The sequence below is a fragment of the Bacillus cereus group sp. BfR-BA-01453 genome (genome assembly GCF_022662915.1).
Classification (GTDB): domain Bacteria; phylum Bacillota; class Bacilli; order Bacillales; family Bacillaceae_G; genus Bacillus_A; species Bacillus_A paranthracis.
In genome coordinates this window covers 100,304-126,471 of record NZ_JAKUEN010000009.1, presented here as the reverse complement: position 1 = coordinate 126,471, position 26,168 = coordinate 100,304, and the positions used below count along the sequence as shown (strand labels likewise).

Here is a 26,168-nt window from a genome sequence, read left to right as displayed (position 1 = left end):
AGCCATCTCAGGCTTGCTTTTTCTTATAAAGAAACTTCCTTTTTGTTCTTTGTATGGACTTGGACGGAGTTAGTTTCTTTTCTTTGTAGTCGTTTTTCTAAAAGGTTAACAAGGTAAGTGAATAGGAGAACGAGCACGAGATAATATAAACCAACGATTATATATGTATCTAATTGTTGGAAGTTCCCTGCAGCGATTGATAAACCTGACCCCCATAATTCGGACAATCCTACGTAAGCAACAAGTGAAGAATCTTTTAATCCAATAATAAATTGATTTCCTAAAGGAGGAATAGATTGACGAAATGCTTGCGGTAATACAATACGTCGCATTGCTAAAGAATACGGCATCCCTAGAGAGCGAGCAGCTTCCATTTGTCCACGATCGACAGATTGGATAGAGCCGCGAAAAATTTCAGTAATATATGCACCGTTATGGATTGCTAAAGCAATGGCTCCTGCCCAAAAAGGAGTAAAAACAACAACGGATGTAATCCCAAAATAGAGAATGGCGATTTGAACAATTAAAGGTGTACCACGAATAATGGCGATATATACGTGAGCAATACTATTTAAAACTTTATTGTTAGAGATTCGAAAGAAAGCGAATAGTAATCCAATTAGTGAACCGAGTAATAGGGATGTTAGTGTTAATTGTAATGTGACAATAGTAGCTTTTAAGAGTGTGGGATAGGTAGAGATAAAAATTTCAAACATGCGTTTCACCTCATATTGTATAGATTTTAGTAGAGAATGAAATGCCCCACACAAAGTGGGGCATGATTTATGGAAACTTTGAAGGGCTAAATTACTTCGTTTTTTCCTCTTCACCAAGAATATTACGCCCAAACCATTTTTTACTGATCTTTTCATACGTACCATCTTTAATAATTTCATCTAAAGCTTTATTTACTTTCTCGACCATTTCTTTATCATCTTTACGAATAGCAATTCCCATTTCATCAAGGTTTAGTGGTTTTCCAGCTTCTTTTATATTTGATTTACCTTCTTTGATCATGCGTAAACCAACCATTTGATCTGTAATTACTGCGTCGATACGTCCAGGCTCTAAGTCCATAAGTGCAGTAATATCGCTATCGTATTCTGTAATTTGATCTGTATATTTTGCAACGAGGTCTTTAAAGGTACTAGCTTTTACAACACCAATTTTCTTACCCTTTAAATCTTCGGGAGAAGAGATAGATGTATTCTTTTTAGCTACAAAAATTTGGGCACCAGAACGATAATAAGGATTTGAGAAATTAACAGCTTTTAAGCGTTCTTCTGTAATTGCCATACTGCCTAGTATTACATCATACTTTTTCGCTTTGAGACCTTGGATTAGCGTTTCCCATGGATTTGTAATAGGGGTTGGTTTCATATTCATTTTTTTCGCAAGTGCTTCACCTAGTTCTACATCAAAACCGACAAGTTTTCCGTCATTTTCTTTATAGTTAAAAGGTTTATATAAGCCACTCATCGCATAACGAAATTCTTTTTCACCATTTGAAGAAGTAGTAGCACTTTCCTTACTACAGGCTCCTAGTATAAAGGATGTGCATAATGTAATACTCGCAACAATGGTTAATAGTTTTCTTTTCATAAAACCCCTCCTATATATTAATCATACGGATGGTTTTTAGTATGTTATTGAAATATTTTATTTAGATGATTAGTTGTGCACCGTATGAATGTATTTCTTTTCGTTTGAAACAGAAGTTATATTATAAAACGTTACGTAAAAATTGTTTCGCTCGTTCATGTGATGGAGCTGAAAAGAATTGTGCTGGCGGAGCATCTTCTACAATTTTTCCATCATCCATAAAAATGACGCGATCAGCTACATCTCTTGCGAAATTCATTTCATGAGTAACAATAACCATGGTCATTCCTTCTTCAGCAAGTTCTTTCATAACTTGCAATACTTCTCCAACAAGTTCAGGGTCTAAAGCTGAGGTAGGTTCATCAAATAGCATAATTTTAGGATTCATAGCAAGAGCTCGTGCAATAGCAATACGCTGTTTTTGACCACCTGATAGGAGATGGGGCGTTACATCTGCTTTATCTTGTAGGCCGACTTTTTGCAGAAGCTGATTTCCGATTTCTTTTGCATTTGCTGCTTCTAATTTTTTTACATGAATAGGTGCTTCTATGATGTTTTCTAGTGAGGTCATATGAGGAAAGAGGTTAAAGTGCTGAAAAACCATACCGACATTTTCGCGGACTTTGTTTAAATTTGAATGCTTTGGATCAATTCGTTCCCCTTGTAAGTGAATTTCACCTTCATCGTACATTTCTAAAAAGTTAAGACAGCGAAGTAATGTACTTTTACCGGAACCACTGGCACCAATTAAAACGACAACTTCTTTTTCTTGTACTTCTAAATCAATTCCTTTTAAAACGTCAAGTGAGCCAAATGATTTTACTAGATTTCGAACCTGAATCATACAAAACCCCCAGTCAAAAATATATTTTACAAATGTTGCCCCTTATTTCTGTTATTAGTCACAAATTGTCAGAATCCTTTATTTTTTTTAGTGGATTTGATATTCAAGGAAATAATAATTTTTTAAATCCCTATATCCTTCTATAAGGAAAATATGGATAATAATATATAGGTAGTACTTATATTACTTATAAAAAGGGGGAAAGAAGAGATGGAAAAAGAAAGGAAGGCATTTTCCTTTGGCTTACGTACACAACTTATGCTATTCACTACAGTTTTAGCTTTAATTACATATTCAACAAGTATATTTTTTATTTATGTGATATATGATTATTTTCAAAGTTATGTAAGTCAAACTGCATATAATATTATCGTTATGTTATTAGGGGTAGTATGGTCTGGAATTTTAGCATATGGAGCAGCGGTATTTTTAATTAAACCGCTTCGAAAGTTAGAGGAGGCGGCGAGAAAAGCAGCTGAAGGAGATATTCGTGAAGATGTTCCATTACCAAAGACTGATGATGAAATTAAATCTTTAAGTGTTGCATTTAATATGATGCTAGGGAACTTAAGGGGCATGGTAAAAAATATTGATACAACATTTTCGTATACAAATAATCAAGTACAGCAAATTAGAAAACAAACAGGCGAAGCAACGAAACAAGCACAAGGTGTTTCTGAAACACTTGCAGAGATTTCTTCTGGAGCTGAGCAATCAGCGGCGTCCATTCAGGCAATTGTTTCTGCTGTTGATACCACAACTTCTATTGCAAGTGAAGTAGAAGAGAAAGCGAAACAATCTGATGAGTTGTCTTCAGAAATGGTTCAAGCTTTGGGGCATAGTACTCGTGTCTTTACGTCTTTAATTCATGGTATTCAAACATTGGCGAAAGAAAATGAAGATTCAATGCAAAATGTACAGAAGTTAGAGGAAAGAATGAAACAAGTAGAACACATTGTATCTGTTGTGAGTGAGATTGCTAGCCAAACGAATTTATTAGCACTTAATGCTTCTATTGAGGCTGCTCGTGCTGGAGAGCATGGACGGGGCTTTGCCGTTGTAGCTGAAGAAGTACGTAAACTTGCAGATGAAAGTGACCATTCTGCAAGAAATATATCGCAGTTATTACGAAATATGCAAGAGGAAGTGCAACAAGTTGCAACGAAAATGACAGAACAAGTGAAAATAGCTAAAGAAGAGGCGAAACGTGGGGAAGCTACCGAATTAATTTTAAAAGAAATGTCATCAAGTGTTATGGAAGTAGCGGATGCAACGAAGCAAATTAGTAGCTATATGAATGAACAAGTGAGTCACATTCATCAAACAGGTGCACAGACGAAGGCTGTAGCAGCAATTGCTGAGGAAACATCAGCTGGTTCACAAGAAGTGGCGCGTGTGACGTTGCAACAATCTAAAAATATGGTAGTAATTGATCAATTATTAAAGGATTTAGAGCAACAAGCAGAGAACTTGAAACAAACAATTGAACGATTTTCAATGTAAAAGAGAAGAACAGAATACTGTTCTTCTCTTTTTTAGCTAGATTTAATATCTATAGTTAAAAGATATAAACTATGAACGTTTCCGCAACATTCTTTTCTGTCCCTTTCGGATGAAAATTATAGCGAGCTATAATATTAAAAGGGGTGTCTTTTATGAAAAAAGAAAAAAGACAACGATTAATTAAACAATTTGTAAAAGAGTATGAAATAGAGAAACAAGAAAGATTAGTAGAATTGTTAGCAAAAAAGGATGTATTAGTAACACAAGCTACGGTTTCTCGAGATATTCGTGAGTTAAACTTAACGAAGGTACCTTCTCAAGAAGGATTGATGATATATAAAATTTTCTCAGAAGAGCATTTACAAACTGATATAAAGTTAAAGAAAAAATTACGAGAGGTTGTTGTGAAAATCGATTGTGTAGATCAATTAATGGTTATTAAAACATTACCTGGAAATGCACATGTTATTGGTGTTTTGTTTGATGAGTTAGATTGGAAAGAAAAAATAGGATGTATATGTGGAAATGATACATGCCTTATAATTTCTCAGTCGAAATCAGATAGGGAGGTTTTAGAAGAAAGATTAAATTTAATTCTTTAGATGCAAAATCCTGTTTTTAATTTTTATTAAAAACAGGATTTTTGTGTAAATACGGAAGTTAAATATTCAACATATATGCGTAATATATGTATTTTTTATTAAAAAATCGGGATGGATTATTATAAAAATACAAATTAATATGATTTTAAAAAAATAACTTGTTTAATATTTCACAATGATAATGTGGATGATTTCACAAAGGTGAAAGCGTGTAGCATTTATTATGTACTTGTAAGACATCAAACATATTTAAAAGGAGGTACAACAAATGAAGCATCCGATACATGTTACTTCAGAAATTGGGGAGTTACAAACGGTTTTATTAAAACGACCTGGTAAAGAAGTGGAAAACTTAACACCAGATTATTTGCAGCAATTATTATTTGACGATATTCCATACTTACCAATTATTCAAAAAGAGCATGATTATTTTGCACAAACGTTACGCAATCGGGGTGTTGAAGTTCTTTATTTAGAAAAACTAGCCGCTGAGGCGTTAGTAGATAAAAAACTTCGAGAAGAATTTGTTGATCGTATTTTAAAAGAAGGACAGGCCGACGTAAATGTTGCACATCAAACTTTAAAAGAATATTTACTTTCCTTTTCAAATGAAGAATTAATTCAAAAAATTATGGGTGGTGTACGGAAAAACGAAATTGAAACAAGTAAGAAGACACATTTATATGAATTAATGGAAGATCACTATCCGTTTTACTTAGATCCAATGCCTAATTTATATTTTACTCGTGATCCAGCAGCTAGTGTGGGCGATGGCTTAACGATAAATAAGATGAGAGAACCAGCGCGTAGACGTGAATCATTATTCATGGAGTACATCATTAAATATCATCCAAGATTTGTAAAACATAATGTACCAATCTGGTTAGATCGTGATTATAAATTTCCAATTGAAGGTGGCGACGAGCTAATTTTAAATGAAGAAACAATTGCGATTGGAGTATCTGCTCGTACTTCAGCTAAAGCAATTGAACGTTTAGCCAAAAATCTCTTTAGTCGACAAAATAAAATTAAGAAAGTGTTAGCAATAGAAATTCCAAAATGCCGGGCATTTATGCATTTAGATACAGTATTTACAATGGTTGATTATGACAAGTTTACAATTCATCCAGCTATTCAAGGGCCAAAAGGGAATATGAATATTTATATTTTAGAAAAAGGACCAGATGAGGAAACCCTCAAAATTACACATCGTACTTCTTTAATGGAAACATTAAAAGAAGTATTAGGCTTAAGTGAATTAGTTCTTATTCCATGTGGAGGAGGAGATGTAATTGCTTCTGCTCGTGAACAATGGAATGATGGCTCGAATACATTAGCAATCGCGCCAGGTGTAGTTGTTACATATGATCGCAACTATGTATCTAATACGTTATTACGGGAACACGGTATAGAAGTGATTGAGGTGCTAAGTTCGGAATTATCTCGTGGTCGTGGGGGTCCACGTTGCATGAGTATGCCAATTGTTCGTAAAGATATTTAGTATAAATAACGGAGAAAGTAGGGATGAAGTATGTTAATGACTAGACCAAATTTAAAAGGAAGAAGCTTTCTAGCAGAAAAAGATTTTACACAAGAAGAATTGTTATATTTTCTAGATTTGGCAGCAGAATTAAAAGAGAAAAAGAAAAATGGTATCCCGCATCATTATTTAGAAGGTAAAAATGTGGCACTCTTATTTGAAAAAACTTCCACTCGTACGCGTTGTGCATTTACAGTAGCATGTACAGATTTAGGAGCGAATCCTGAATATTTAGGGAAAGGTGATATTCAGCTTGGGAAAAAAGAATCTGTAGAGGATACAGCAAAAGTATTAGGGCGTATGTTTGACGGAATTGAGTTTCGTGGATTTAATCATGAAACTGTAGAATCTTTAGCACAAAATTCTGGTGTGCCGGTTTGGAATGGATTAACAGATATGTGGCATCCAACACAAACACTAGCAGATTTATTAACAATTAGAGAACATGTAGGGAAATTGAAAAATGTGAAGCTCGTTTACGTTGGAGATGGACGAAATAATGTTGCTAATAGCTTACTAGTTGGTGGCGCAATCGTTGGAATGGATGTACGTATTTGTACACCGGAAACTTTATGGCCTGCACAAGAAGTAATAGATTTAGCAAAAAAATATAATGAACAGGTAATGATAACAAGTAATGTGGAAGAAGCTGTTGCGAATGCAGATGTAATTTATACAGATGTATGGGTGTCTATGGGAGAAGAAGAAAAATTTGCTGAACGTGTCGAGTTATTGAAACCTTATCAAGTAAATATGAAAATGATTAAAGAAACAGGGAATGAAAACGTGATTTTCTTACATTGTTTACCTGCATTTCATGATGTCGAAACAATGTATGGCGAAGAAGTTTATGAGAAATATGGGTTGAAAGAAATGGAGGTAACTGACGAAGTATTCCGCAGTAAACATTCAAAAGTATTTGATCAAGCTGAAAATAGAATGCATACAATTAAAGCGGTTATGGCAGCTACTTTAGGAAACATGGAGTAAAGAAGAAAGGGAGTCTTCCTTTCTTCTTTCTCCTCCTTTAGACACTATCATTCACTATTGCTTTTGTATTGTTATTGCAATTAAAGAGAGGTGAGTGGAATGGGTGAAGATAAGAAACTAGGGTTGTTTACATTAACGGCTCTTGTAGTGGGGTCTATGATTGGCGGTGGAGCCTTTAATTTAGCGAGTGATATGGCAAAAGGTGCTGGAGCTGGAGCCATTATTATTGGCTGGGTTATAACAGGAATTGGGATGATTGCACTTGGATTATCTTTTCAAAATCTAACTGTAAAACGGCCAGATTTAGATGGTGGTATTTTTAGCTATGCAAAAGCAGGTTTTGGTAATTTTATGGGGTTTAATAGTGCGTGGGGATACTGGCTATCTGCTTGGCTTGGGAATGTAGCTTACGGCACATTATTGTTTTCTTCATTAGGGTATTTCTTCCCGATCTTTGAAGGCGGGCAAAATGTAGCGTCCATTGTTGGTGCGAGCATATTATTATGGTGTGTTCACATGTTAATTTTACGTGGAGTTCAATCAGCAGCACTTGTGAATTTAGTAACTACAATCGCAAAATTAGTACCTGTATTTGTATTTATTGTCATAGGAATCTTCACGTTTCATATTGATATGTTTTTAGATGGATTTTGGGGGCAAACTGGTTCTTTTTCATGGGGAGCAGTTGGCAGTCAAGTTAAAAGTACAATGCTTGTAACTTTATGGGTATTTATTGGGGTAGAAGGTGCTGTTGTTTTATCCAGTCGGGCAAAAAATAGAAGTGATGTAGGGAAAGCAACGGTTATTGGCTTAATTGGTACACTCATCATTTACATTTTAATCACATTATTGTCTCTTGGACTTATGCAGCAAGCAGATATTGCTGGTTTGAAAAATCCGGCTATGGCTTATTTATTTGAAAGTGTTGTTGGAAAATGGGGTGCTATCTTTATTAATTTAGGTTTAGTCATCTCTGTATTAGGTGCTTGGTTAGGTTGGACTTTGCTCGCTTCTGAAATTCCATATTTAGCGGCTAAAGATGGAGTATTTCCAAAATGGTTCGCAAAAGAAAATAAAAATAAAGCTCCAGTAAATTCATTATGGATCACAAATGGTTTAATTCAAATGTTCTTGTTAACATTCGTCGTTTCTGATCAGGCGTATAACTTTGCATTCTCTTTAGCATCTTCAGCTATTTTAATTCCATATGCTTTTTCAGCATTTTATCAACTGAAGCATAGCTTAAAGTCTGAGGAAGTAGATCGAAATAAAAATATAGTAATTGGCTTGATAGCAAGTATTTATGGCGTTTGGTTAGTTTATGCAGCTGGTTTAGAGTATCTATTATTAACAATGACTTTATATGCGCCAGGTATTTTTATTTTTTACAATGTTCAAAAGCAAAAGAGTTCGAAGCGAATATTTACTCGAGTGGAATTAGCGTCATCCGTAGCAATTGGTGCTTTAGCATTTTTTGCGATTTATGGATTAATTACAGGCAGCATTACTTTATAAAGCTCTGTGAAAACGAAATAAACTGGAGGGCTGAAATATGGCACGAAGAAAAATTGTAGTTGCACTAGGGGGAAATGCGATACAGTCTGGAAAAGCTACTGCGGGAGCGCAGCAAGAAGCGTTGGAAAAAACGGCGGAACAACTTGTAAAAATAATGGAAAATGATGTAGATATAGTAATTGCACATGGAAATGGCCCACAAGTGGGGAATATTTTATTGCAGCAAAAAGCTGCAGAAACGGAAAAGACACCTGCAATGCCATTAGATACTTGTGGGGCAATGAGCCAAGGAATGATTGGATATTGGATGGAAAATGCGATTGAAAAGGCATTGAAAAAACGGAATATAAAAAAAGATGTAGCAACGGTTATAACACGCGTTGTTGTGGATAAAAAAGATGAGGCATTTAAAAATCCAACTAAACCAATCGGTCCTTTTTATACAGAAGAAGAGGCCAGAAGATTAATGGAAGAAACAAAAGCAGTGTTTAAAGAAGATGCGGGTAGAGGGTGGAGACGTGTTGTTCCATCACCGAAGCCTGTAAGTATTCATGAACATAAAGTGATTAATTCTTTGGTGGAAGATGGAAATATAGTGATAGCTGTTGGTGGTGGTGGAATTCCAGTAATTGATTCTGAAGAAGGACTAAAAGGAACTGAAGCGGTTATCGATAAAGATTTCGCTGCGCAGAAATTAGCAGAATTAGTAGATGCCGATACGCTCGTTATTTTAACTGCAGTTGATCATGTGTATGTAAATTATAATCAACCGAATCAAAAAAAATTAGAGCATGTCACAGTGAATCAATTAGAAGAATACATTGAGGAACAGCAATTTGCTGCGGGAAGTATGCTTCCAAAAATTGAAGCTGCTATCAATTTTGTTAATACAAATCCAGAACGAAAAACAATTATTACGTCTTTAGAAAAAGTATATGAAGCATTAGAAGAAAAAGCTGGTACTATTATTTCAAAACAGAATGTATGCATGTATGTTTAAGTAATTATGTACGCTACTTATTAGTAAAAAGAATGAAGTTAGTAACTTCATTCTTTTTATTTATTAATATTTTTTGTACTCATTGTTCATAAAGTTTTCATGATGAAATCCAAATATATAAGTTAATTATGATAAAATTCAACTTGAATACGCTTTCTTGATTTTTCGATCCAACATACAGCAAGAGAGAGGGAATTTTATGAATAGACGCAACGTAGTTAAAGACTTAAAGCAGTTTGAATTATTTGCTCATTTAACAGAAAAGAAATTGAAAGGTTTGACGGAGTTTGTCTATTGGCGAACTTATAAAAAGGGTCAATTTTTATTTTTAGAAGGGGATTCAAGAGAAAGAATTTACTTCATGTTAAATGGATTTGTAAAGTTAGAGCGGGTAAATCAAAGTGGGAATTTATTATATGATGACTATGTAAAGAGGTATTCTATTTTTCCTTATGGTGGTATGTTTACAGACAGAGGATATAACTATACGGCAGAAGCGATGACAGATGTAGAGGTCTATTATATTCCGACAGTAATTTTTGAAGATATGGTGAAATCTAGTAGGACACAATTAATGTATGTTGTTCAGCAATTATCATCGATATTAAAGCTAAACGAAAATCGAGTACAAAATATTACAATTCCTAATGCACAAGATCGGGTCATTCAAACATTAAATTATTTAATGCAGGATTTAGGAGAACAGAGTGGCGAAACGATTGTAATTTCCTGCCCACTTACAACAATTGAAATATCGAAAATATCTGGTACGTCTCGAGAGACGGTTAGTAGCGTATTAAAACAATTAAAAAATGATAGTATTGTTACAATTCTAGATAAAAAAATTACAATACATAATCCAACATATTTTGAGGAAATCTCTATGTGAAAATTGTAGATTGATTTTTTAATTCATATTGTATATTAATAAGGTTCTTTATATATTTATAAGGAACTTTTTTACGTTATCCTCTATAAAAAGATTGTATAGTATAGTAATAATGGCTAAAATCGATAATAAAAACAAAGTGAAGGGGAGAAGGAATGATTCGCATTGAGTATGATCGATTAGTAGCTATTTTTTACAGTATAGGGGTTTTATTATTATTAAAAATTCCAAATGATAATGAATTAATAGGGGAAAAGCTATTTAGTCTCTATAAGGTTCCGATACATACGGATATTTATATGAATTACAAAGTTTCAAATATATTGATTGTTTCTTTCTTACTACATGTAATTGCATTTATATTATTTTTAAAATGGCTAGGAAAAAAGGAGCCTAGTACATTTAGAAAAATGAATAAGATAAAAGTAGTAGGTATTAGTATTTTGATTTTAATGATGCCGTTTATTTTAAATAACATCCTCCAGACATTGAATAAAACATGGTACTACGCAGGAAAAACAGGCTTAGAAGCAATAGAATATAAAAAAGATGATAGCCAGTGTAGAATGGAGAAAAATGGAGAGGATATCGAACGAAAGTGCATTGTTACTTTAAAAAATTATCGTAATCATTCACAAGCATTAAAAGTTGTTTTATATGAGGATTCAAAAAGTTATCCAGTACCAAATCCAATCTATTTACAAAAACATGAGACAAAGCAAGTCGAATTTCAAATTCCTGTTGTTTATAGTAGCGGTATTGAAAAAGATGAAGTTCCAAATATTAAAATACATTCATTGCATGAAAATGATACGAAATAAAATTAATCTGTAAGTAAAAGTTTATGAGTAGGAGCAATAATTTGAAACGATATAGAAAATCAACTTGAATCATCCGACATGCTACGAGGCAATGGCATATTGGATGATTTTTTATTTTATCCCCTTTTTACGTATGAAAAGGTGGGATACAAAAGAGAAAAATTTTCGTAACTATGATGTAAGCTTCTTAACCGAAATGGTATACGACGTTCACGTGCGTGGACAAGAGCAGTTGAGGAATGAGATTTGCCTTTGTGAGAAATAAATAAAGCATAAGAATAAAGAAACTACATAGAGTTCAATGAAAACAGTTGCAAACTATTCATATTTTGTTATGATAGTGTTACGAAAACGTTTGCATAAAATTATGATGAGATGCAAAAGGAGAGAATGACTATGAATAAGACATGGTGGAAAGAAGCGGTTGCTTATCAAATTTATCCACGTAGCTTTATGGATTCAAATGGCGATGGTATTGGAGATTTACAAGGTATTATTGCGAAACTGGATTATTTAAAAGATTTAGGAATAGATGTAATTTGGATTTGTCCAATGTATAAGTCACCTAATGATGATAATGGTTATGACATTAGTGATTATCAAGATATTATGGATGAGTTTGGTACGATGGAAGACTTTGATGCTTTACTAGATGAAGTTCATAAACGTGATATGAAGCTTATTATTGATTTAGTTATTAATCATACAAGTGATGAACATCCATGGTTTATTGAGTCTCGTTCATCTAAAGACAATCCGAAGCGTGATTGGTATATTTGGCATGATGGTAAAGATGATGCGGAACCAAACAACTGGGAAAGTATTTTTAATGGTTCGGCATGGGAATATGATGAAGTAACAGGACAATATTATTTACACTTATTCTCGCGTAAACAACCAGATTTAAACTGGGAGAATAAAGAAGTTCGCGAAGTGTTATACGACACAGTTAATTGGTGGCTTGATAAAGGAATTGATGGTTTCCGTGTGGATGCGATCAGTCATATAAAAAAAGAAGACGGCTTTAAAGATATGCCAAATCCAAAAGAACTAAAGTATGTGCCATCTTTTGATAAACATATGAATGTGGATGGTATTCAACCGTTATTAGAAGAGTTAAAAGAAAATACATTTTCTAAGTACGATATTATGACTGTTGGTGAAGCAAATGGCGTTAAGATTGAAGATGCTGAGCTTTGGGTTGGAGAAGAGCAAGGTAAGTTCAATATGGTATTCCAATTCGAACATTTAAGCTTATGGGATGCTGAAAAGAAGAAAGACCTTGATGTTGTAGGACTGAAAAAGGTATTAACGAAATGGCAAAAAGGGTTAGAAAATAAAGGGTGGAATGCTTTATATATTGAGAATCACGATAAACCACGTATCGTTTCAACTTGGGGGGATGATAAACAATATTGGCGTGAAAGTGCAACGGCTCTAGGCGCAATGTACTTCTTTATGCATGGTACACCGTTTATTTATCAAGGGCAAGAAATTGGGATGACAAATGTCCAATTACCAAAAGTTGAAGATTACGATGATGTTGCAACTAAAAATTTATATCGTGAGAAAATTGCAGAGGGCGTATCACATCAAGATATGATGGAAATTATATGGGCTTCTTGCCGCGATAATTCACGTACACCTATGCAGTGGAACGATGAGATGAATGCTGGCTTCACAACAGGTGCACCTTGGTTTAGTATAAATCAAAACTACAAAGAGATTAATGTTGAAAAGCAGAAAAATGAAGAAAACTCTATTTTCAATTTCTATAAGAAAATGATTGCCTTGAAAAAAGAGCACGATGTACTGAATTACGGTACGTACGATTTACTTTTAGAAGATGATCCGCAAATTTATGCATATACTCGTACATTAAGCGATGAAAAAATCGTTGTAATTAGTAATATCTCAAAAGAGGAAGCTGTATATAATGAGGGTTCATTCGCACTAGAACGCAAACGTTTGCTTTTAAATAACTACGAAGTTGCGGAACATGAACCAGTAACTACAATCACGTTAAAGCCCTATGAAACAAGGGTTTATCGCATTTCATAATAAAAAAGGATGCTCCTAGAGCATCTTTTTTTATGAAAAAAAATAAATTTCTATTGCAAAGTGAAAACGCTTTTATTAAAATAGATTTATGAAAACGGTTGCGTAAAGGATAAAAACAAATTAAAATGAGGAATCGTTTTCATAAAGGGAACAGAAATTATAATTTAAATCATTATGTTGTTATAAATAAAGGGGAGGAAGAACAGATGAAAATTACGTCTTTTGATTTTTGGCAAAAGTTCGGGAAAGCGTTATTAGTTGTTGTAGCTGTAATGCCAGCAGCTGGTTTAATGATTTCTATCGGTAAGTTAATTGGAATGTCTGCTGGGGATATTAACGCAGTTCATACAATCGCTCGCGTAATGGAAGACATCGGTTGGGCAATTATTACTAATCTACACATCTTATTCGCAGTAGCAATTGGGGGATCTTGGGCGAAAGATCGCGCAGGTGGTGCATTTGCAGCGCTATTAGCATTCGTCTTAACAAACAGAATTACAGGAGCTATATTTGGCGTAAACGCTGAAATGTTAGCGGATTCAAAAGCGAAAGTTTCTTCAGTATTAGCAGGGGACTTAATTGTAAAAGATTACTTTACTTCTGTACTTGGTGCACCAGCATTAAACATGGGGGTTTTCGTAGGGATTATCACAGGTTTCTTAGGAGCTACTTTATATAACAAATATTATAACTATAACAAACTGCCACAAGCATTAGCATTCTTTAACGGAAAACGATTCGTACCATTCGTTGTAATTGTTTGGTCTACAGTAACTGCAATTGTATTATCACTTTTATGGCCATTCATCCAAAGTGGATTAAATGAATTTGGTCGCTGGATTGCAGCTTCAAAAGATAGTGCACCAATTGTTGCACCATTTGTATATGGAACGTTAGAACGTTTACTATTACCATTCGGTTTACACCATATGTTAACAATTCCGATGAACTATACTGAGCTAGGTGGAACATATACGATGTTAACTGGTTCGAAAATTGGACAAGTTGTAGCAGGACAAGATCCTTTATGGCTTGCATGGATTACAGATTTAAATAACTTATTAGCAAATGGAGATACAAAAGCATATAACGATCTATTAAATAATGTTGTACCAGCTCGTTTCAAAGCTGGACAAGTTATCGGTTCAACAGCAGCATTAATGGGTATTGCTTTCGCGATGTTCCGTAATGTTGATAAAGAAAAACGTGCAAAATATAAACCAATGTTCTTATCAGCAGCATTAGCAGTATTCTTAACAGGTGTAACAGAACCAATTGAATTCATGTTCATGTTTATTGCTCCAGTATTATATGTTGTATATGCAATTACAACAGGACTTGCATTCGCATTAGCAGATTTAATTAACTTACGTGTTCACGCATTCGGATTCATTGAGTTAATTACTCGTACACCGATGATGGTTAATGCAGGATTAACTAGAGATTTAATCAATTTCGTTATCGTTTCATTAGTATTCTTCGGTCTGAACTTTACATTATTCAATTTCTTAATTAAAAAGTTCAACTTACCAACACCAGGACGTGCAGGTAACTATATTGATAATGAAGATGAGGCATCAGAAGGAACAGGAAATGTACAAGATGGTTCATTAGCAACAAAGGTTATTGATTTATTAGGTGGAAAAGAAAATATTGCTGACGTAGATGCTTGTATGACACGTTTACGTGTAACAGTAAAAGATTTAGATGTTGTTGCACCAGAAGCGCAGTGGAAACAAAATGGTGCTTTAGGACTTATCGTAAAAGATAAAGGTGTACAAGCGGTATATGGCCCGAAAGCTGACGTATTAAAGTCAGACATTCAAGATATGTTAGGTGCGTAATAATATGAAATTGCTAACTTTAAACTGTCACTCTTGGCAAGAAGAAAATCAAATAGAAAAGATAAAATATCTTGCTAAAGTCATTCAAGAAGAAGAGTACGATGTTATCGCATTGCAAGAAGTAAGTCAGTCGATAGGAGCTAAAAATGTATGCGGTAACAAGAAAGAAGATAATTTTGGACTTTTACTATTAGAAGAGTTAAAAGCGTTACATGTAAAAGATTACAATATTACTTGGGATTTCTCTCATATTGGTTATGATGTGTATGAAGAAGGATTAGCGATTATAACGAAGCATAATGTTGTAAAAGAAGATACGTTCTTTATTTCAGAAAATAAGGATACAACGTATTGGAAAACACGCAAAATTGTAAGTGCAACAATTGCTTACAATGGTAAGAACATCACGTTTTACTCTTGCCACCTCGGTTGGTGGAATGATGAAGAAGAATCATTTAAAGATCAAGTGAATCGTTTGATGGAGCGTGTAGATAGCAATGAACTTTCCTTCTTAATGGGTGATTTTAATAATAACGCTCGTTTGCAAGGGGAGGGTTATGAATATATGATGCAAAAAGGTTTGTACGACACATATGAACTAGCAATAGAGAAGGATGAGGGAACAACTGTCCAAGGTGAGATTGCTGGTTGGGATGAAAATAAACATAATTTACGAATCGATCTAATATTGTGTAACCGAAGTGAAAAAGTTCGTTCTTCAAAAGTTATTTTTAATGGTACAAACCGAAATGTAATTTCAGATCATTTCGGTGTAGAAGTACAAGTAGATATATAATAGAAGAAATCCTCACAGATGATAAAAAGCTGTGAGGATTTTTTTGAGGAATACAAGTATTTCCAAGAGAAAATACTTGTATTTTTTATGACATTTCCTATATATTTGTTATTATTGAATGTAAAACCGATTTGGTCATTTTGTATTCATACTTTGACTTACTTCGTTATATAATGTAGTAAGTCAAAGTTAATGGGAAAAAATAGTTCGTTTTCGGTTAATCCACGATGTAGAAAGTGATATAATTGCAAAATGTATGTATCATTTTCTAAAGAAGGAAAAATATATAATTAGGTGATAACTTCTATGAAACAAATTTGGCGTATTTATAAGACAGATTTACGGAATGTAGCAAAACATTGGGCTGCAATTGTTATTGTTGTAGGGTTAATGATTTTACCATCGTTATATGCATGGTTTAACATTAAAGCTTCTTGGGATCCATATGGAAATACAAAAGAAGTTCCCATTGCAGTTTCTAACGAAGATGCAGGCTCTAATTTAAGAGGAAAAGATATCAATATCGGGAACGAGATTGTAGATTCTCTGAAGAAAAACAAAAATCTTGGCTGGAAATTTGTAGATGAAAAACAAGCAATTTACGGAGTTGAACGCGGGGATTACTATGCAAGCATTACAATCCCAAAAGACTTCTCTGAAAAGATTGCAACTGTTCTGGATGAAAATCCACAGAAACCAGAACTTGATTACTATGTAAATGAAAAGGTAAATGCGATTGCACCGAAAATTACAGCAAAAGGTGCATCAGGTATTACAGAAGAAATTAGTAAAAACTTTGTTAAAACAGCGAACGGTGAGATTTTTAAAATCTTCAATGACCTTGGAATCGATTTAGAAACAAACTTACCAAGTATTGAGAAAGTAAAAGATCTTGTATTTAAGTTAGAAGCGCAGTTCCCAGAAATGAATACACTGATGGATAAGGCGTTAGATGATGCGACTCGAGCAGAGGATGTTGTGAAAGTAGCGCAGAAAGAATTGCCGGTTGTGGAAAGTGTTATTAATGATGGTCAAGAAGCGTTAGGGAATTTAGATAAATTCTTTGCAAACAATGATGAAACATTAAAGAATGCACCTGGAACAATGAGAAATAATTTAACTGTAGCAAAGGATGTAATGGATAAGGCCAATGCTTTTACGAACTTTTTAATGAATCCAGGGATAGACCTTTCTGGTATGAAGGGATTGCCGGAGTTTCCAGCACGCCCGGATCTTTCAAAGATGAACGATGAAGGTTATAAAAATATTGCAAGAAACATTAATCAAACAGTGAATAACGTTTTAAACTCAGCACGTGCAGGAACAGCATATGGAAAAAGTGTTGTGAATGGATTGCAAAATGGTCAGTTTGATCCAGAAAAGGCAAAACAAGACCTTAATGCGGTTTCTGAAAATCTTCAAGGTCGTACAGATAGTATTGCATACCTTATTAATGTATTTACTGAACTTCAAAAATCGGCGACGACTGATTTTGGCCAAAGTTTTTTCAAAGGACGAGTGGATCGCTTAACTAGTCTTAAGGGGAAAATGGAAAATGCTAACAACGGTATTAAAGATATTGTAAATGTTATCGGCACAGGGCAAGAAGTAAAGAAAGATGTAACAGATGTAGCGAATCAAAAATTAGATGCAGCAAATGGATTAATTGATCAAGTGGAAAAAGATTATAATGAAACGTTTGTAGCAGATTACAAAAAAGCAGTTAGCACAGTCGATCAAGCTAAAGCTGATGCAAATGAAGCATACGATAGTGTGAAAAATGAATATGAAAAGGCAAAAAGTAATTTAGAAAGTGTTATAGCAGACGTAAATAATAGAGGTGTTAATGGATTAGATAGTACAAAAGTAGCTTTAAACGATTTAAATGGTCAACTACAAGCTACTAATAATCTAATTGGTGATGCGATTCCGGTTCTAGAAAGTACAAATAAGGTGTTAGCAGATGTAAATAGCGGAAAAAACCTTAATGGCGGAATTGCAAAATTGAACAAAATACAAAATTCTGTTCAAAAAGGTATAGATGCAACGAATAAAGCAACTACACTAATTAACAATGGACAGAAGCCTACAAAAGAGGTTGTAGAAAGTATTAATGAAGCGACTAAAAATGCTTCAGCTCAATTAGGCGATTTCTTAGCAACGTATGATTCAGAAATCGTTCCAAACTTTAACACAGCAATTGAACGTACGAAACGTATGTCTAAAAACACATCTCAAATTTTAAAAGAAGCAGACAAAAAGCTTCCAGATGTTAAAAAATTACTAGAAGATTCATCAAAAGGCTTAGTAGACGGTAGAAAGAAATTAGCAGATATTAAAGCTGAAATGCCAGCTACTGAGAAAAAGATTAAAGAATTAGCAGATAAAATTCGTGATTTTGAATCTGAAGAGGATTTAAAAGACATCATCCGTTTGTTGAAAAACGATGTTGAGAAGCAAAGTGATTACTTTGCGAATCCAGTCAATTTAAAAGAGAATAAATTATTTGCAATGCCGAACTATGGTTCAGCAATGTCACCATTCTATACAGTGCTTGCATTATGGGTAGGCGCATTATTAATGGTTTCATTATTAACAGTAGAAGTACATGAAGAGGGCGCGAATTATAAGAGCCATGAAATTTACTTCGGACGTTTATTAACATTCTTAACGATAGGTCTTTCACAAGCGTTTATCGTATCAATGGGAGATATATTCTTACTCGGTACGTACGTAGTCGATAAGTTCTGGTTTGTATTATTTAGTTTATTTATTGGTGGAGTCTTCGTTTGTATCGTATACTCACTCGTTTCTATTTTCGGAAACGTAGGGAAATCGATGGCGATCATTTTACTTGTACTACAAGTAGCAGGGTCGGGCGGAACATTCCCAATTCAAATGACACCGAAATTCTTCCAAGCAATTTATCCGTTCTTACCGTTCACATATGCAATTAGTGCAATTCGTGAAACAGTAGGCGGAATGCTGTGGGATATTGTAACGCGAGATTTACTTGTATTAAGTGCTTTCGTAGTAGTTATGATTGTTGCTGCGTTATTACTGAAAACACCAATTAACAAATCAAGCGAAAAATTCGTTGAGAACGCAAAAGGAAGTAAAATCATTCACTAACATAAAAGGTTCCTACCGATAGAGGTAGGAACCTTTTTGTTTAATCAAATTTTAATTTCTTTAATGCTTCTGCAAATGGGTTATTTAATGGTTCTTCTTCTTTTTTCTGTTGTTTCATATATTTTTGAACGTCACGCTTATCAGCTTTGTTTCCAGATTCTTTTTTACGTCTTTCTTGGAATGTGGATAATTTTTCGCGATAGCCACATTTACATGCAAAGATTTGTCCTGCACCTTCACCACGTAATTCTAACTTCTTCTTACACTGAGGGCAACGAGCGTTTGTTGTACGAGATACATTTTTACGATGACCACATTCACGGTCTTGGCAAACGAGCATTTTTCCTTTTTTGCCGTTTACCTCTAGCATTGGTTTACCGCAATCTGGACAAGACTTCGTTGAAATATTGTCATGTTTATATTTTTTATCACTCGATTTAATTTCAGAAACAATTTCTTTCGTATAGTTCTTCATTTCGGAAATGAATACTTCTTTTTTCAGTTTACCCTTTGCAATTGCCTCTAGCTTTTGTTCCCACTCACCAGTTAGTGTAGGTGATTTTAACTCTTCTGGTACTAAATCAAGTAACTGACGGCCTTTTGAAGTAATGTGAATATCTTTACCACGTTTTTCAATTAAGAATGAATTGAATAGCTTGTCGATAATATCAGCACGCGTTGCTACAGTACCTAATCCACCAGTTGATTTTAACGTATCAGCAAGTTGTTTATTTTGCGTATCCATATATTTTGTAGGGTTTTCCATTGCTGAAAGTAAAGTCGCTTCGTTAAAACGTGCAGGTGCTTTCGTTTGACCTGATGTTTGCATAATTAACTTTACAGTCAATGTATCGCCTTTTTCAATGCGAGGTAAAAGTTGCTCTTTTACGTCATCAGTTACATCATCATCTTCAAAGCGATTTTCATATACTTCCTTCCAACCTGCATGTAAAATTGTTTTTCCGCGTGCAATGAACGTTTCATTGCCGACTTTTGTGCGTAACGTTAGTTGTTCGTATTCGAATGCTGGGAATAAAACAGCTAAGAAACGTTTTACAACTAAATCATAAATTTTACGTTCTTTATCTGTGAAGGCGGAGAAGTTAACGTATCCTTCTGTCGGAATAATTGCGTGATGATCACTTACTTTACTATCATCAACAAATGATTTATTAGCCTTGATAGGCTTTTGTAATACTTTATGTGCTAAGGAACGGTACTCTCCAACACCACATGCTTTTAGACGTTCTGGAAGTGTTCCAACGATATCAGATGAAATATAGCGTGAATCTGTACGAGGGTATGTTAGGACTTTATGTTGCTCATACAATTTCTGCATAATGTTCAATGTTTCTTTCGCAGAGTAACCGAACTTTTTATTGGCATCACGTTGTAATTCAGTTAAATCGTAAAGACCAGGAGAGAATGATTTCTTCTGTTTTTTATCAATTTCCACAACGGTAGCATTATGCTTATCTAAACCTTTTACAATACCATCAATTTTTTCTTTATTGAAGCTGCGGCTATTGCCGTTTGCATCTTGCCAAGTTAGTTTTAACTGATTTGTCGTTTGAGCCTCGATGCCGTAGTAAGTTTGAGCTTTGAAATTCTTTATTTCATCTTCACGATTAGCGATCATTGCGACAGTAGGTGTTTGCACACGGCCACAGTTTAGCTGGGCATTAAAGCGAGTCGTTAAAGCGCGAGTCGCGTTAAGACCGATATACCAGTCAGCTTCTGAACGTGCGACAGCTGAAGCATATAAATTGTCATATGCCTTACCTGGTTTTAAATTTGCAAAACCATCTTTAATTGCTTTATCAGTAACAGATGAAATCCATAAACGTTTGATTGGTTTGTTAATTCGAACTTTATCAATAATCCAACGAGCAACTAATTCTCCTTCGCGTCCAGCGTCTGTTGCTACAATAATTTCATTTACATCTTTTCTAAGTAGCTGACTTTTTACAGCACTAAATTGTTTCCCTGTTTGTTTAATAACAGTTAATTTCAAACGTTCAGGTAGCATCGGTAAATCTTCTAAATTCCACTTTTTATATTTCACATCATAGCTTTCTGGATCTGCTAATGTAACAAGATGACCTAAAGCCCAAGTTACAATATATTTACTACCTTCAAGGTAACCATTTCCTTTTTTATCGCACTTCAGTACACGTGCAATATCTCGTGCAACGGAAGGCTTTTCAGCGATTACAACGCTTTTTGACATATTTAAAACATCCTTTCAAATTTCCATACGTTAACTATAGCATACATCTTCTTGAGATTCAGTTTCGCTCCATATTTGAACAGTTTTTAATGGGATAACATCTGTTTGAAATTGAATGATCGTGACAAAACATAATATGCACCATGATGAGACTGTGAGAAATAGATAGTTATTATGCGTATTGTTTTATTAGTTGCTTCTATATGAAATAGAAAAGTAAAGAACTTGTTATTTTACTAGAATAAGAGTAGACTTTGAAGTAGAAGAATACTAAACACATGGGAGTTTGTGGATACAAACTGAGAGTATGACTAGTCCGTCATTGACCATTTGAACCTGTTGGATAATGCCAGCGTAGGGAGAGTGTAAAAGCACATGTTCAGGCACTTTGCGTACGCGCAAAGTGCCTTTTTGTGTATCTCCCATAACTATAGTTAGGAGATGAGAAGGATGAATAGGAAAGAAATTAGTAAAGTAGTGGATTTGGTGAGAGAATCTAATCCGCTCGTTCATAATATTACAAATGTTGTTGTAACAAATTTTACAGCTAACGGTTTGTTAGCGTTAGGGGCATCGCCTGTAATGGCGTATGCAAAAGAAGAAGTGGCAGAAATGGCTAGCATTGCTGGAGCGTTAGTATTAAATATGGGAACACTTCGTCCGGAAGAAGTAGAAGCGATGTTACTTGCCGGTAAATCAGCAAATGTGAACAATGTACCAGTACTGTTTGATCCAGTTGGTGCAGGAGCAACATCGTATCGAACAGAAGTTGCGAGACATATTCCGGCTGAAATTGAATTAGCGATTATTCGCGGAAATGCAGCTGAAATAGCGAACGTTATTAATGAGAGATGGGAAATTAAAGGGGTAGACGCTGGTGCTGGAAATGGTAATGTCGTAAGTATTGCAAAACAGGCAGCGGATGAATTGAATACAGTTGCGGTGATTACTGGAAAAGAAGATGTTGTTACAGATGGAGAGCGAACTGTTCTCATTCGAAACGGTCATCCTATTTTAACGAAAGTTACGGGAACAGGTTGTTTACTAACTTCTGTAATAGGAGCATTTGTAGCGGTAGAAAAGGATTATGTAAAGGCAGCGGTAGCGGCATTAACGTTTTATGGGGTAGCTGCGGAACTGGCAGCTGCCAAGACGGTGGAAAAAGGACCTGGTAGTTTTCAAATTGAATTTTTGAATCAGTTAGCGAATACGACTTCAGGTGATATAGAGAAGTATGGGAAAATTGAGGTTATATAGTAAGGAGGGAAAATAAATGTCACGTATTTCAAAGTCAGAAATGTCTAGGTTGTTATCAGTATATTTTATTATGGGAAGTAACAATTGTACGAAGGATCCACTACAAATATTGAAAGATGCACTTGAAGGTGGTATAACAATTTTTCAATTTCGTGAAAAGGGGGAAGGCGCTTTAACGGAAGAGAAACGCATTTGTTTTGCAAAAGAACTACAAGCAATTTGTAAGGAGTACGGTGTACCGTTCATTGTAAATGATGATGTGGAACTAGCTCTCAAGTTAGATGCAGATGGCGTGCATGTTGGGCAAGATGATGAAGGAATTACCTCTGTTCGTGAAAAAATGGGTGATAAGATTGTTGGTGTATCTACACATACAATTGAAGAAGCACGCTGGGCAATTGAAAATGGGGCTGACTATTTAGGTGTAGGACCTATCTTTCCAACGAGTACGAAAAAAGATACGAAAGCAGTGCAAGGAACGAAAGGGTTAGCTCATTTTAGAGAACAAGGAATTACAATACCGATTGTCGGAATTGGAGGCATTTCAATTGAAAATACCGCTTCGGTTATAGAAGCAGGTGCGGACGGTGTTTCAGTTATTTCAGCGATTAGTTTAGCTGAATCTGCGTATGAAAGTACGAAGAGGCTAGTAGAGGAAGTGAGTAACAGTTTGTAGAAGAAGGCTATGTAGTATTAAAACGCTACATAGCTTTTTATGTTTTGATATCGATAGTTAGAAAAAGGGGGAGGATTGTTTGAAAAGGAAACAGTTTATAGAGTTGCAAAATGAGTTGTTTCGTTTATTCGAAAAAAGAGAATTCGAAGCGATTTATAGATGCATAGATAAAGCAAAAAGGGAGTTTCCTGAAAGAATAGAAAAAACTAGTTTCTGGGAAGTGTGTGCACTTTCGGCAGAAGGTAAGTATGAGGAAGCGATTGTTAGTTTAAACGAAGCTTTAGAAAAGGGGATTTGGTGGAATCCACATACACTTATGGGGGATGAAGATTTAAAGGGATTACGAGAGAATGCAGCTTTTAAAATGATAGTGAAAAAGTGTGAAGAAATCTTTAAGAAACAGCAGCTAACAGCCGAACCGAAATTATTTACTTATGGAAATAAAGAGGCGAAGATAGGGTTATTTTCTTTGCATTGGAGAGGATCAAATATAAATGATTTTGCACCATATTGGTGTGAAGAAGAAATACTAAATGAGTATATATTAGGTTTTCCCCGGTCCTCACAAATACATGGAATGAAGTCGTATAGCTGGGATAATCATGAAATAGCTATAAAAGACGTTATGAAAACTTTTAATGATTTTGTAAATAAATATAACTTGGAGGACATAATCATCGCGGGAGCTTCTCAAGGGGGAAATATAGCGATAGAGTTAGCGTTAAAGAATATGTCAGCGACTCAAAAATTTATTGCAGTTATACCTGCTATTCGAGATGTTAAGGAAATTGAAAGTATAGTTGTATCAAATGATATAACGAATGTAGAAGGATATATTGTTACGGGAGACAAAGATCCATTTTATGAAAACACACTTCAATTAATGTCTATGTTTGAGGAATATAATGTGGACTGTAAATTAATTGTGAGAGAAGGTTTGGGGCATCTTTTCCCAGCGGATTTTACACAAATATTAAAGAACATAATGGAAGAATGGACAGCTAAAAATATTTAAACAAACGTTTGATTAAAAAAGCACAAACCCTGTAAATTTGTAGGTTTGTGCTTTTTCTTTAAAACATAATTGATATTAAGAGCATTCCAATTCCTATAGAAGTGAATGTTGCGATTAGGCCTGGAATCATAAAGCTATGATTTAAAACATATTTACCAATGCCAGTTGTACCAGTACGATCAAAGTTAATGGCAGCAACGATTGTTCCGTAGTTTGGAATGAAGAAATATCCATTTACTGCAGGGAACATCGCGATCAGTAGTGCTGGTGGAATACCGAGTGATAATCCAAGAGGCATTAAAGCACGTACTGTTGCGGCTTGGCTATATAGTAAAATAGATAGAATGAATAATGCGATGGCAAATAGCCATGGCGCACTTGTTACTAGATGCTGAATTGATCCTTGAATCATATTTAAGTTTCCGTTAAAGAAAGTATCTCCCATCCAAGCGATACCGAAAATAGCAACAACTGCTGTTGCCCCCGCTTTAAAGACGTTACCAGACACGATGCTTTCTACATTTGGTTTACAGAAAATAATAATAAGAGCTGCAATCGTTAACATAACCATTTCAATTGTGTTTGGCATGGAAAGACGGGCTAACTTCCCATCAACTATCCATCCTGGACGAAGTACTTCAAATGAACCGAGAAGTACGACAAGAAAAGTTCCTACTAGGAAAAGGATAACTGATAATTTAGCGCCTTTTACACCAACAAATTCTTTTTTCTCTTCAATCTTAGGAATCATTCCTTCTTTTAATCGTTTTAAGTATTCAGGGTCTTCATTTAATTCTTTCCCCATTTTGCTAGCAACAAATGCAGCTACCATACAAGCGATGAAAGTAGAAGGGATACTTACTTTTAAAATATCTAATAAAGTGATTTTATAGTCAGCTAACATTGCTAAAAGTGCAACTGTTGCAGCTGATATAGGACTAGCTGTAATTGCTTGTTGGGAAGCAATTACGGCAATTGACATTGGTCGTTCTGGTCTAATTCCGGATTCGCGAGAGACTTCTGCGATAACAGGAAGTACAGAATAAGCAACGTGACCAGTTCCCGCACAAAGTGTGAATAAATAAGTAACAATTGGAGCAAAGAATGTAATGCGTTTTGGATTTTTTCGTAATGCTTTCTCAGCCAGATGAACAAGGTATTCCATTCCTCCAGCGGCTTGGAGTGCACCAGCAGCTGTAATTACTGCCAAAATCATAAGCATTACATCAATAGGAGGAGCTGTAGGTTGTAAGTGGAAGACGAAAACAAGTATTGCCATACCAACGCCACCCATTACCCCTAGACCAACTCCGCCTAGGCGTGCGCCAATAAAGATGCAGAGTAGTAACGTAAGAAATTGTAGCCAAAACATGATAAACTACCTCCGAAATTCATTAGTTAAGATATATTCGAATAATTTAATTTAAATGAAAATTAAAATAAATATTCAAAACAATCCTTGTGTTATATACATTTTTTATTATATAACACAAGAAATGTAACATTCACGTACTTTGTTAAATTATTTCGAAAAAATAATACATTAAAACTTTGCATTTGCATCTCTAAATAGGTAGACATTTTAATTTTTATGTTGTAATCTTTGATAGAGAATAATGTAATTCTCATAGAACTCCCATATCGTTCAACTCGTTCAGCGAGAAAGGCAAACTGGTGGAAACATTAGGACGCAAAACTACAGGAGCTAAGGCCGAAAGGCTACGCTAGCCAGTTACCGGACGGATAGGGTTGGTCTTGACCAATGCTTTTTCATTGGTCTTTTTTTATTTGCAAACAAATGAGAAACCTTATCAGTTGTTGATAAGGTTTTTATTTTAATAGTTTTCCTTT

Annotated in this window: 20 protein-coding genes and 2 riboswitches; of the genes, 15 read left to right on the top strand and 5 right to left on the bottom strand. The window is 34.8% G+C overall.

Annotation, left to right across the window (positions count from 1 at the left end; all coding sequences use genetic code 11):
• Positions 1-23: 23 nt before the first annotated feature.
• The 3 genes from MR070_RS18265 to MR070_RS18255 all read right to left on the bottom strand — a co-directional run bounded on the left by MR070_RS18265 (position 24) and on the right by MR070_RS18255 (position 2,446).
• Complete coding sequence (locus tag MR070_RS18265) at positions 24-716, bottom strand: amino acid ABC transporter permease (protein WP_070805131.1); 693 nt, start codon at positions 714-716, stop codon at positions 24-26.
• 91 nt (positions 717-807) lie between these two features.
• A complete protein-coding gene (locus MR070_RS18260) occupies positions 808-1,602 on the bottom strand; it encodes an ABC transporter substrate-binding protein (protein ID WP_000823738.1) in 795 nt (264 codons plus the stop codon).
• A 121-nt stretch (positions 1,603-1,723) separates the two neighbouring features.
• The gene (locus MR070_RS18255; RefSeq protein WP_000616944.1) at positions 1,724-2,446 is read right to left on the bottom strand and encodes an amino acid ABC transporter ATP-binding protein; all 723 of its coding nucleotides are present in this window, start codon (positions 2,444-2,446) and stop codon (positions 1,724-1,726) included.
• A 210-nt stretch (positions 2,447-2,656) separates the two neighbouring features.
• Between MR070_RS18255 and MR070_RS18250 the strand changes: the two genes are divergently transcribed.
• The 12 genes from MR070_RS18250 to MR070_RS18195 all read left to right on the top strand — a co-directional run bounded on the left by MR070_RS18250 (position 2,657) and on the right by MR070_RS18195 (position 19,139).
• Positions 2,657-3,949, top strand: coding sequence for a methyl-accepting chemotaxis protein (locus tag MR070_RS18250; protein ID WP_242261753.1), 1,293 nt, complete (start codon positions 2,657-2,659; stop codon positions 3,947-3,949).
• A gap of 152 nt (positions 3,950-4,101) precedes the next feature.
• Complete coding sequence (gene argR / locus MR070_RS18245) at positions 4,102-4,551, top strand: arginine repressor (RefSeq protein ID WP_000711841.1); 450 nt, start codon at positions 4,102-4,104, stop codon at positions 4,549-4,551.
• A gap of 268 nt (positions 4,552-4,819) precedes the next feature.
• Positions 4,820-6,052 carry an arginine deiminase gene (gene arcA, locus MR070_RS18240; protein ID WP_070805135.1) on the top strand — a complete coding sequence of 411 codons (1,233 nt, stop codon included), beginning with the start codon at positions 4,820-4,822 and terminating at the stop codon, positions 6,050-6,052.
• 30 nt (positions 6,053-6,082) lie between these two features.
• Positions 6,083-7,081: an ornithine carbamoyltransferase gene (argF, locus tag MR070_RS18235; RefSeq protein WP_070805136.1), complete on the top strand. Its 999-nt coding sequence runs from the start codon at positions 6,083-6,085 to the stop codon at positions 7,079-7,081.
• Between the two features lie 99 nt (positions 7,082-7,180).
• On the top strand, positions 7,181-8,596 hold the full coding sequence (gene arcD / locus MR070_RS18230; RefSeq protein WP_242261752.1) for an arginine-ornithine antiporter: 1,416 nt from the start codon (positions 7,181-7,183) through the stop codon (positions 8,594-8,596).
• Positions 8,597-8,633: 37 nt separating this feature from the next.
• Positions 8,634-9,596, top strand: a complete 963-nt coding sequence (gene arcC / locus MR070_RS18225; RefSeq protein ID WP_070805138.1) for a carbamate kinase — start codon at positions 8,634-8,636, stop codon at positions 9,594-9,596.
• Positions 9,597-9,795: 199 nt separating this feature from the next.
• Positions 9,796-10,485 carry a Crp/Fnr family transcriptional regulator gene (locus tag MR070_RS18220; RefSeq protein ID WP_242261751.1) on the top strand — a complete coding sequence of 230 codons (690 nt, stop codon included), beginning with the start codon at positions 9,796-9,798 and terminating at the stop codon, positions 10,483-10,485.
• 155 nt (positions 10,486-10,640) lie between these two features.
• Positions 10,641-11,306: an ABC transporter permease gene (locus MR070_RS18215; protein WP_242261750.1), complete on the top strand. Its 666-nt coding sequence runs from the start codon at positions 10,641-10,643 to the stop codon at positions 11,304-11,306.
• A 396-nt stretch (positions 11,307-11,702) separates the two neighbouring features.
• Positions 11,703-13,367, top strand: a complete 1,665-nt coding sequence (locus MR070_RS18210; RefSeq protein ID WP_242261749.1) for a glycoside hydrolase family 13 protein — start codon at positions 11,703-11,705, stop codon at positions 13,365-13,367.
• A 206-nt stretch (positions 13,368-13,573) separates the two neighbouring features.
• Positions 13,574-15,211, top strand: a complete 1,638-nt coding sequence (locus MR070_RS18205; protein WP_000705535.1) for a PTS transporter subunit IIBC — start codon at positions 13,574-13,576, stop codon at positions 15,209-15,211.
• A 4-nt stretch (positions 15,212-15,215) separates the two neighbouring features.
• Complete coding sequence (locus tag MR070_RS18200) at positions 15,216-16,007, top strand: endonuclease/exonuclease/phosphatase family protein (RefSeq protein WP_242261748.1); 792 nt, start codon at positions 15,216-15,218, stop codon at positions 16,005-16,007.
• A 306-nt stretch (positions 16,008-16,313) separates the two neighbouring features.
• Positions 16,314-19,139: a YhgE/Pip domain-containing protein gene (locus tag MR070_RS18195; RefSeq protein WP_242261747.1), complete on the top strand. Its 2,826-nt coding sequence runs from the start codon at positions 16,314-16,316 to the stop codon at positions 19,137-19,139.
• Between the two features lie 40 nt (positions 19,140-19,179).
• Here the strand turns inward: MR070_RS18195 and topB are convergent, their stop codons facing one another.
• On the bottom strand, positions 19,180-21,369 hold the full coding sequence (topB, locus tag MR070_RS18190) for a DNA topoisomerase III (protein WP_242261746.1): 2,190 nt from the start codon (positions 21,367-21,369) through the stop codon (positions 19,180-19,182).
• A gap of 268 nt (positions 21,370-21,637) precedes the next feature.
• Positions 21,638-21,747, top strand: a riboswitch (TPP riboswitch).
• Positions 21,748-21,819: 72 nt separating this feature from the next.
• On the opposite strand from topB, the gene thiM reads away from it, so the two are divergent.
• The 3 genes from thiM to MR070_RS18175 all read left to right on the top strand — a co-directional run bounded on the left by thiM (position 21,820) and on the right by MR070_RS18175 (position 24,317).
• Positions 21,820-22,626 carry a hydroxyethylthiazole kinase gene (gene thiM, locus MR070_RS18185; protein WP_001080177.1) on the top strand — a complete coding sequence of 269 codons (807 nt, stop codon included), beginning with the start codon at positions 21,820-21,822 and terminating at the stop codon, positions 22,624-22,626.
• Positions 22,627-22,642: 16 nt separating this feature from the next.
• Positions 22,643-23,302: a thiamine phosphate synthase gene (gene thiE / locus MR070_RS18180; protein ID WP_000086992.1), complete on the top strand. Its 660-nt coding sequence runs from the start codon at positions 22,643-22,645 to the stop codon at positions 23,300-23,302.
• 79 nt (positions 23,303-23,381) lie between these two features.
• Positions 23,382-24,317: an alpha/beta hydrolase gene (locus MR070_RS18175; protein WP_073541583.1), complete on the top strand. Its 936-nt coding sequence runs from the start codon at positions 23,382-23,384 to the stop codon at positions 24,315-24,317.
• Positions 24,318-24,375: 58 nt separating this feature from the next.
• Here the strand turns inward: MR070_RS18175 and MR070_RS18170 are convergent, their stop codons facing one another.
• Entirely contained in the window at positions 24,376-25,689 is a 1,314-nt protein-coding gene (locus MR070_RS18170) for an anaerobic C4-dicarboxylate transporter family protein (RefSeq protein ID WP_000498726.1), read from the bottom strand.
• 283 nt (positions 25,690-25,972) lie between these two features.
• Positions 25,973-26,057, top strand: a riboswitch (cyclic di-GMP riboswitch).
• Positions 26,058-26,168: the final 111 nt, after the last annotated feature.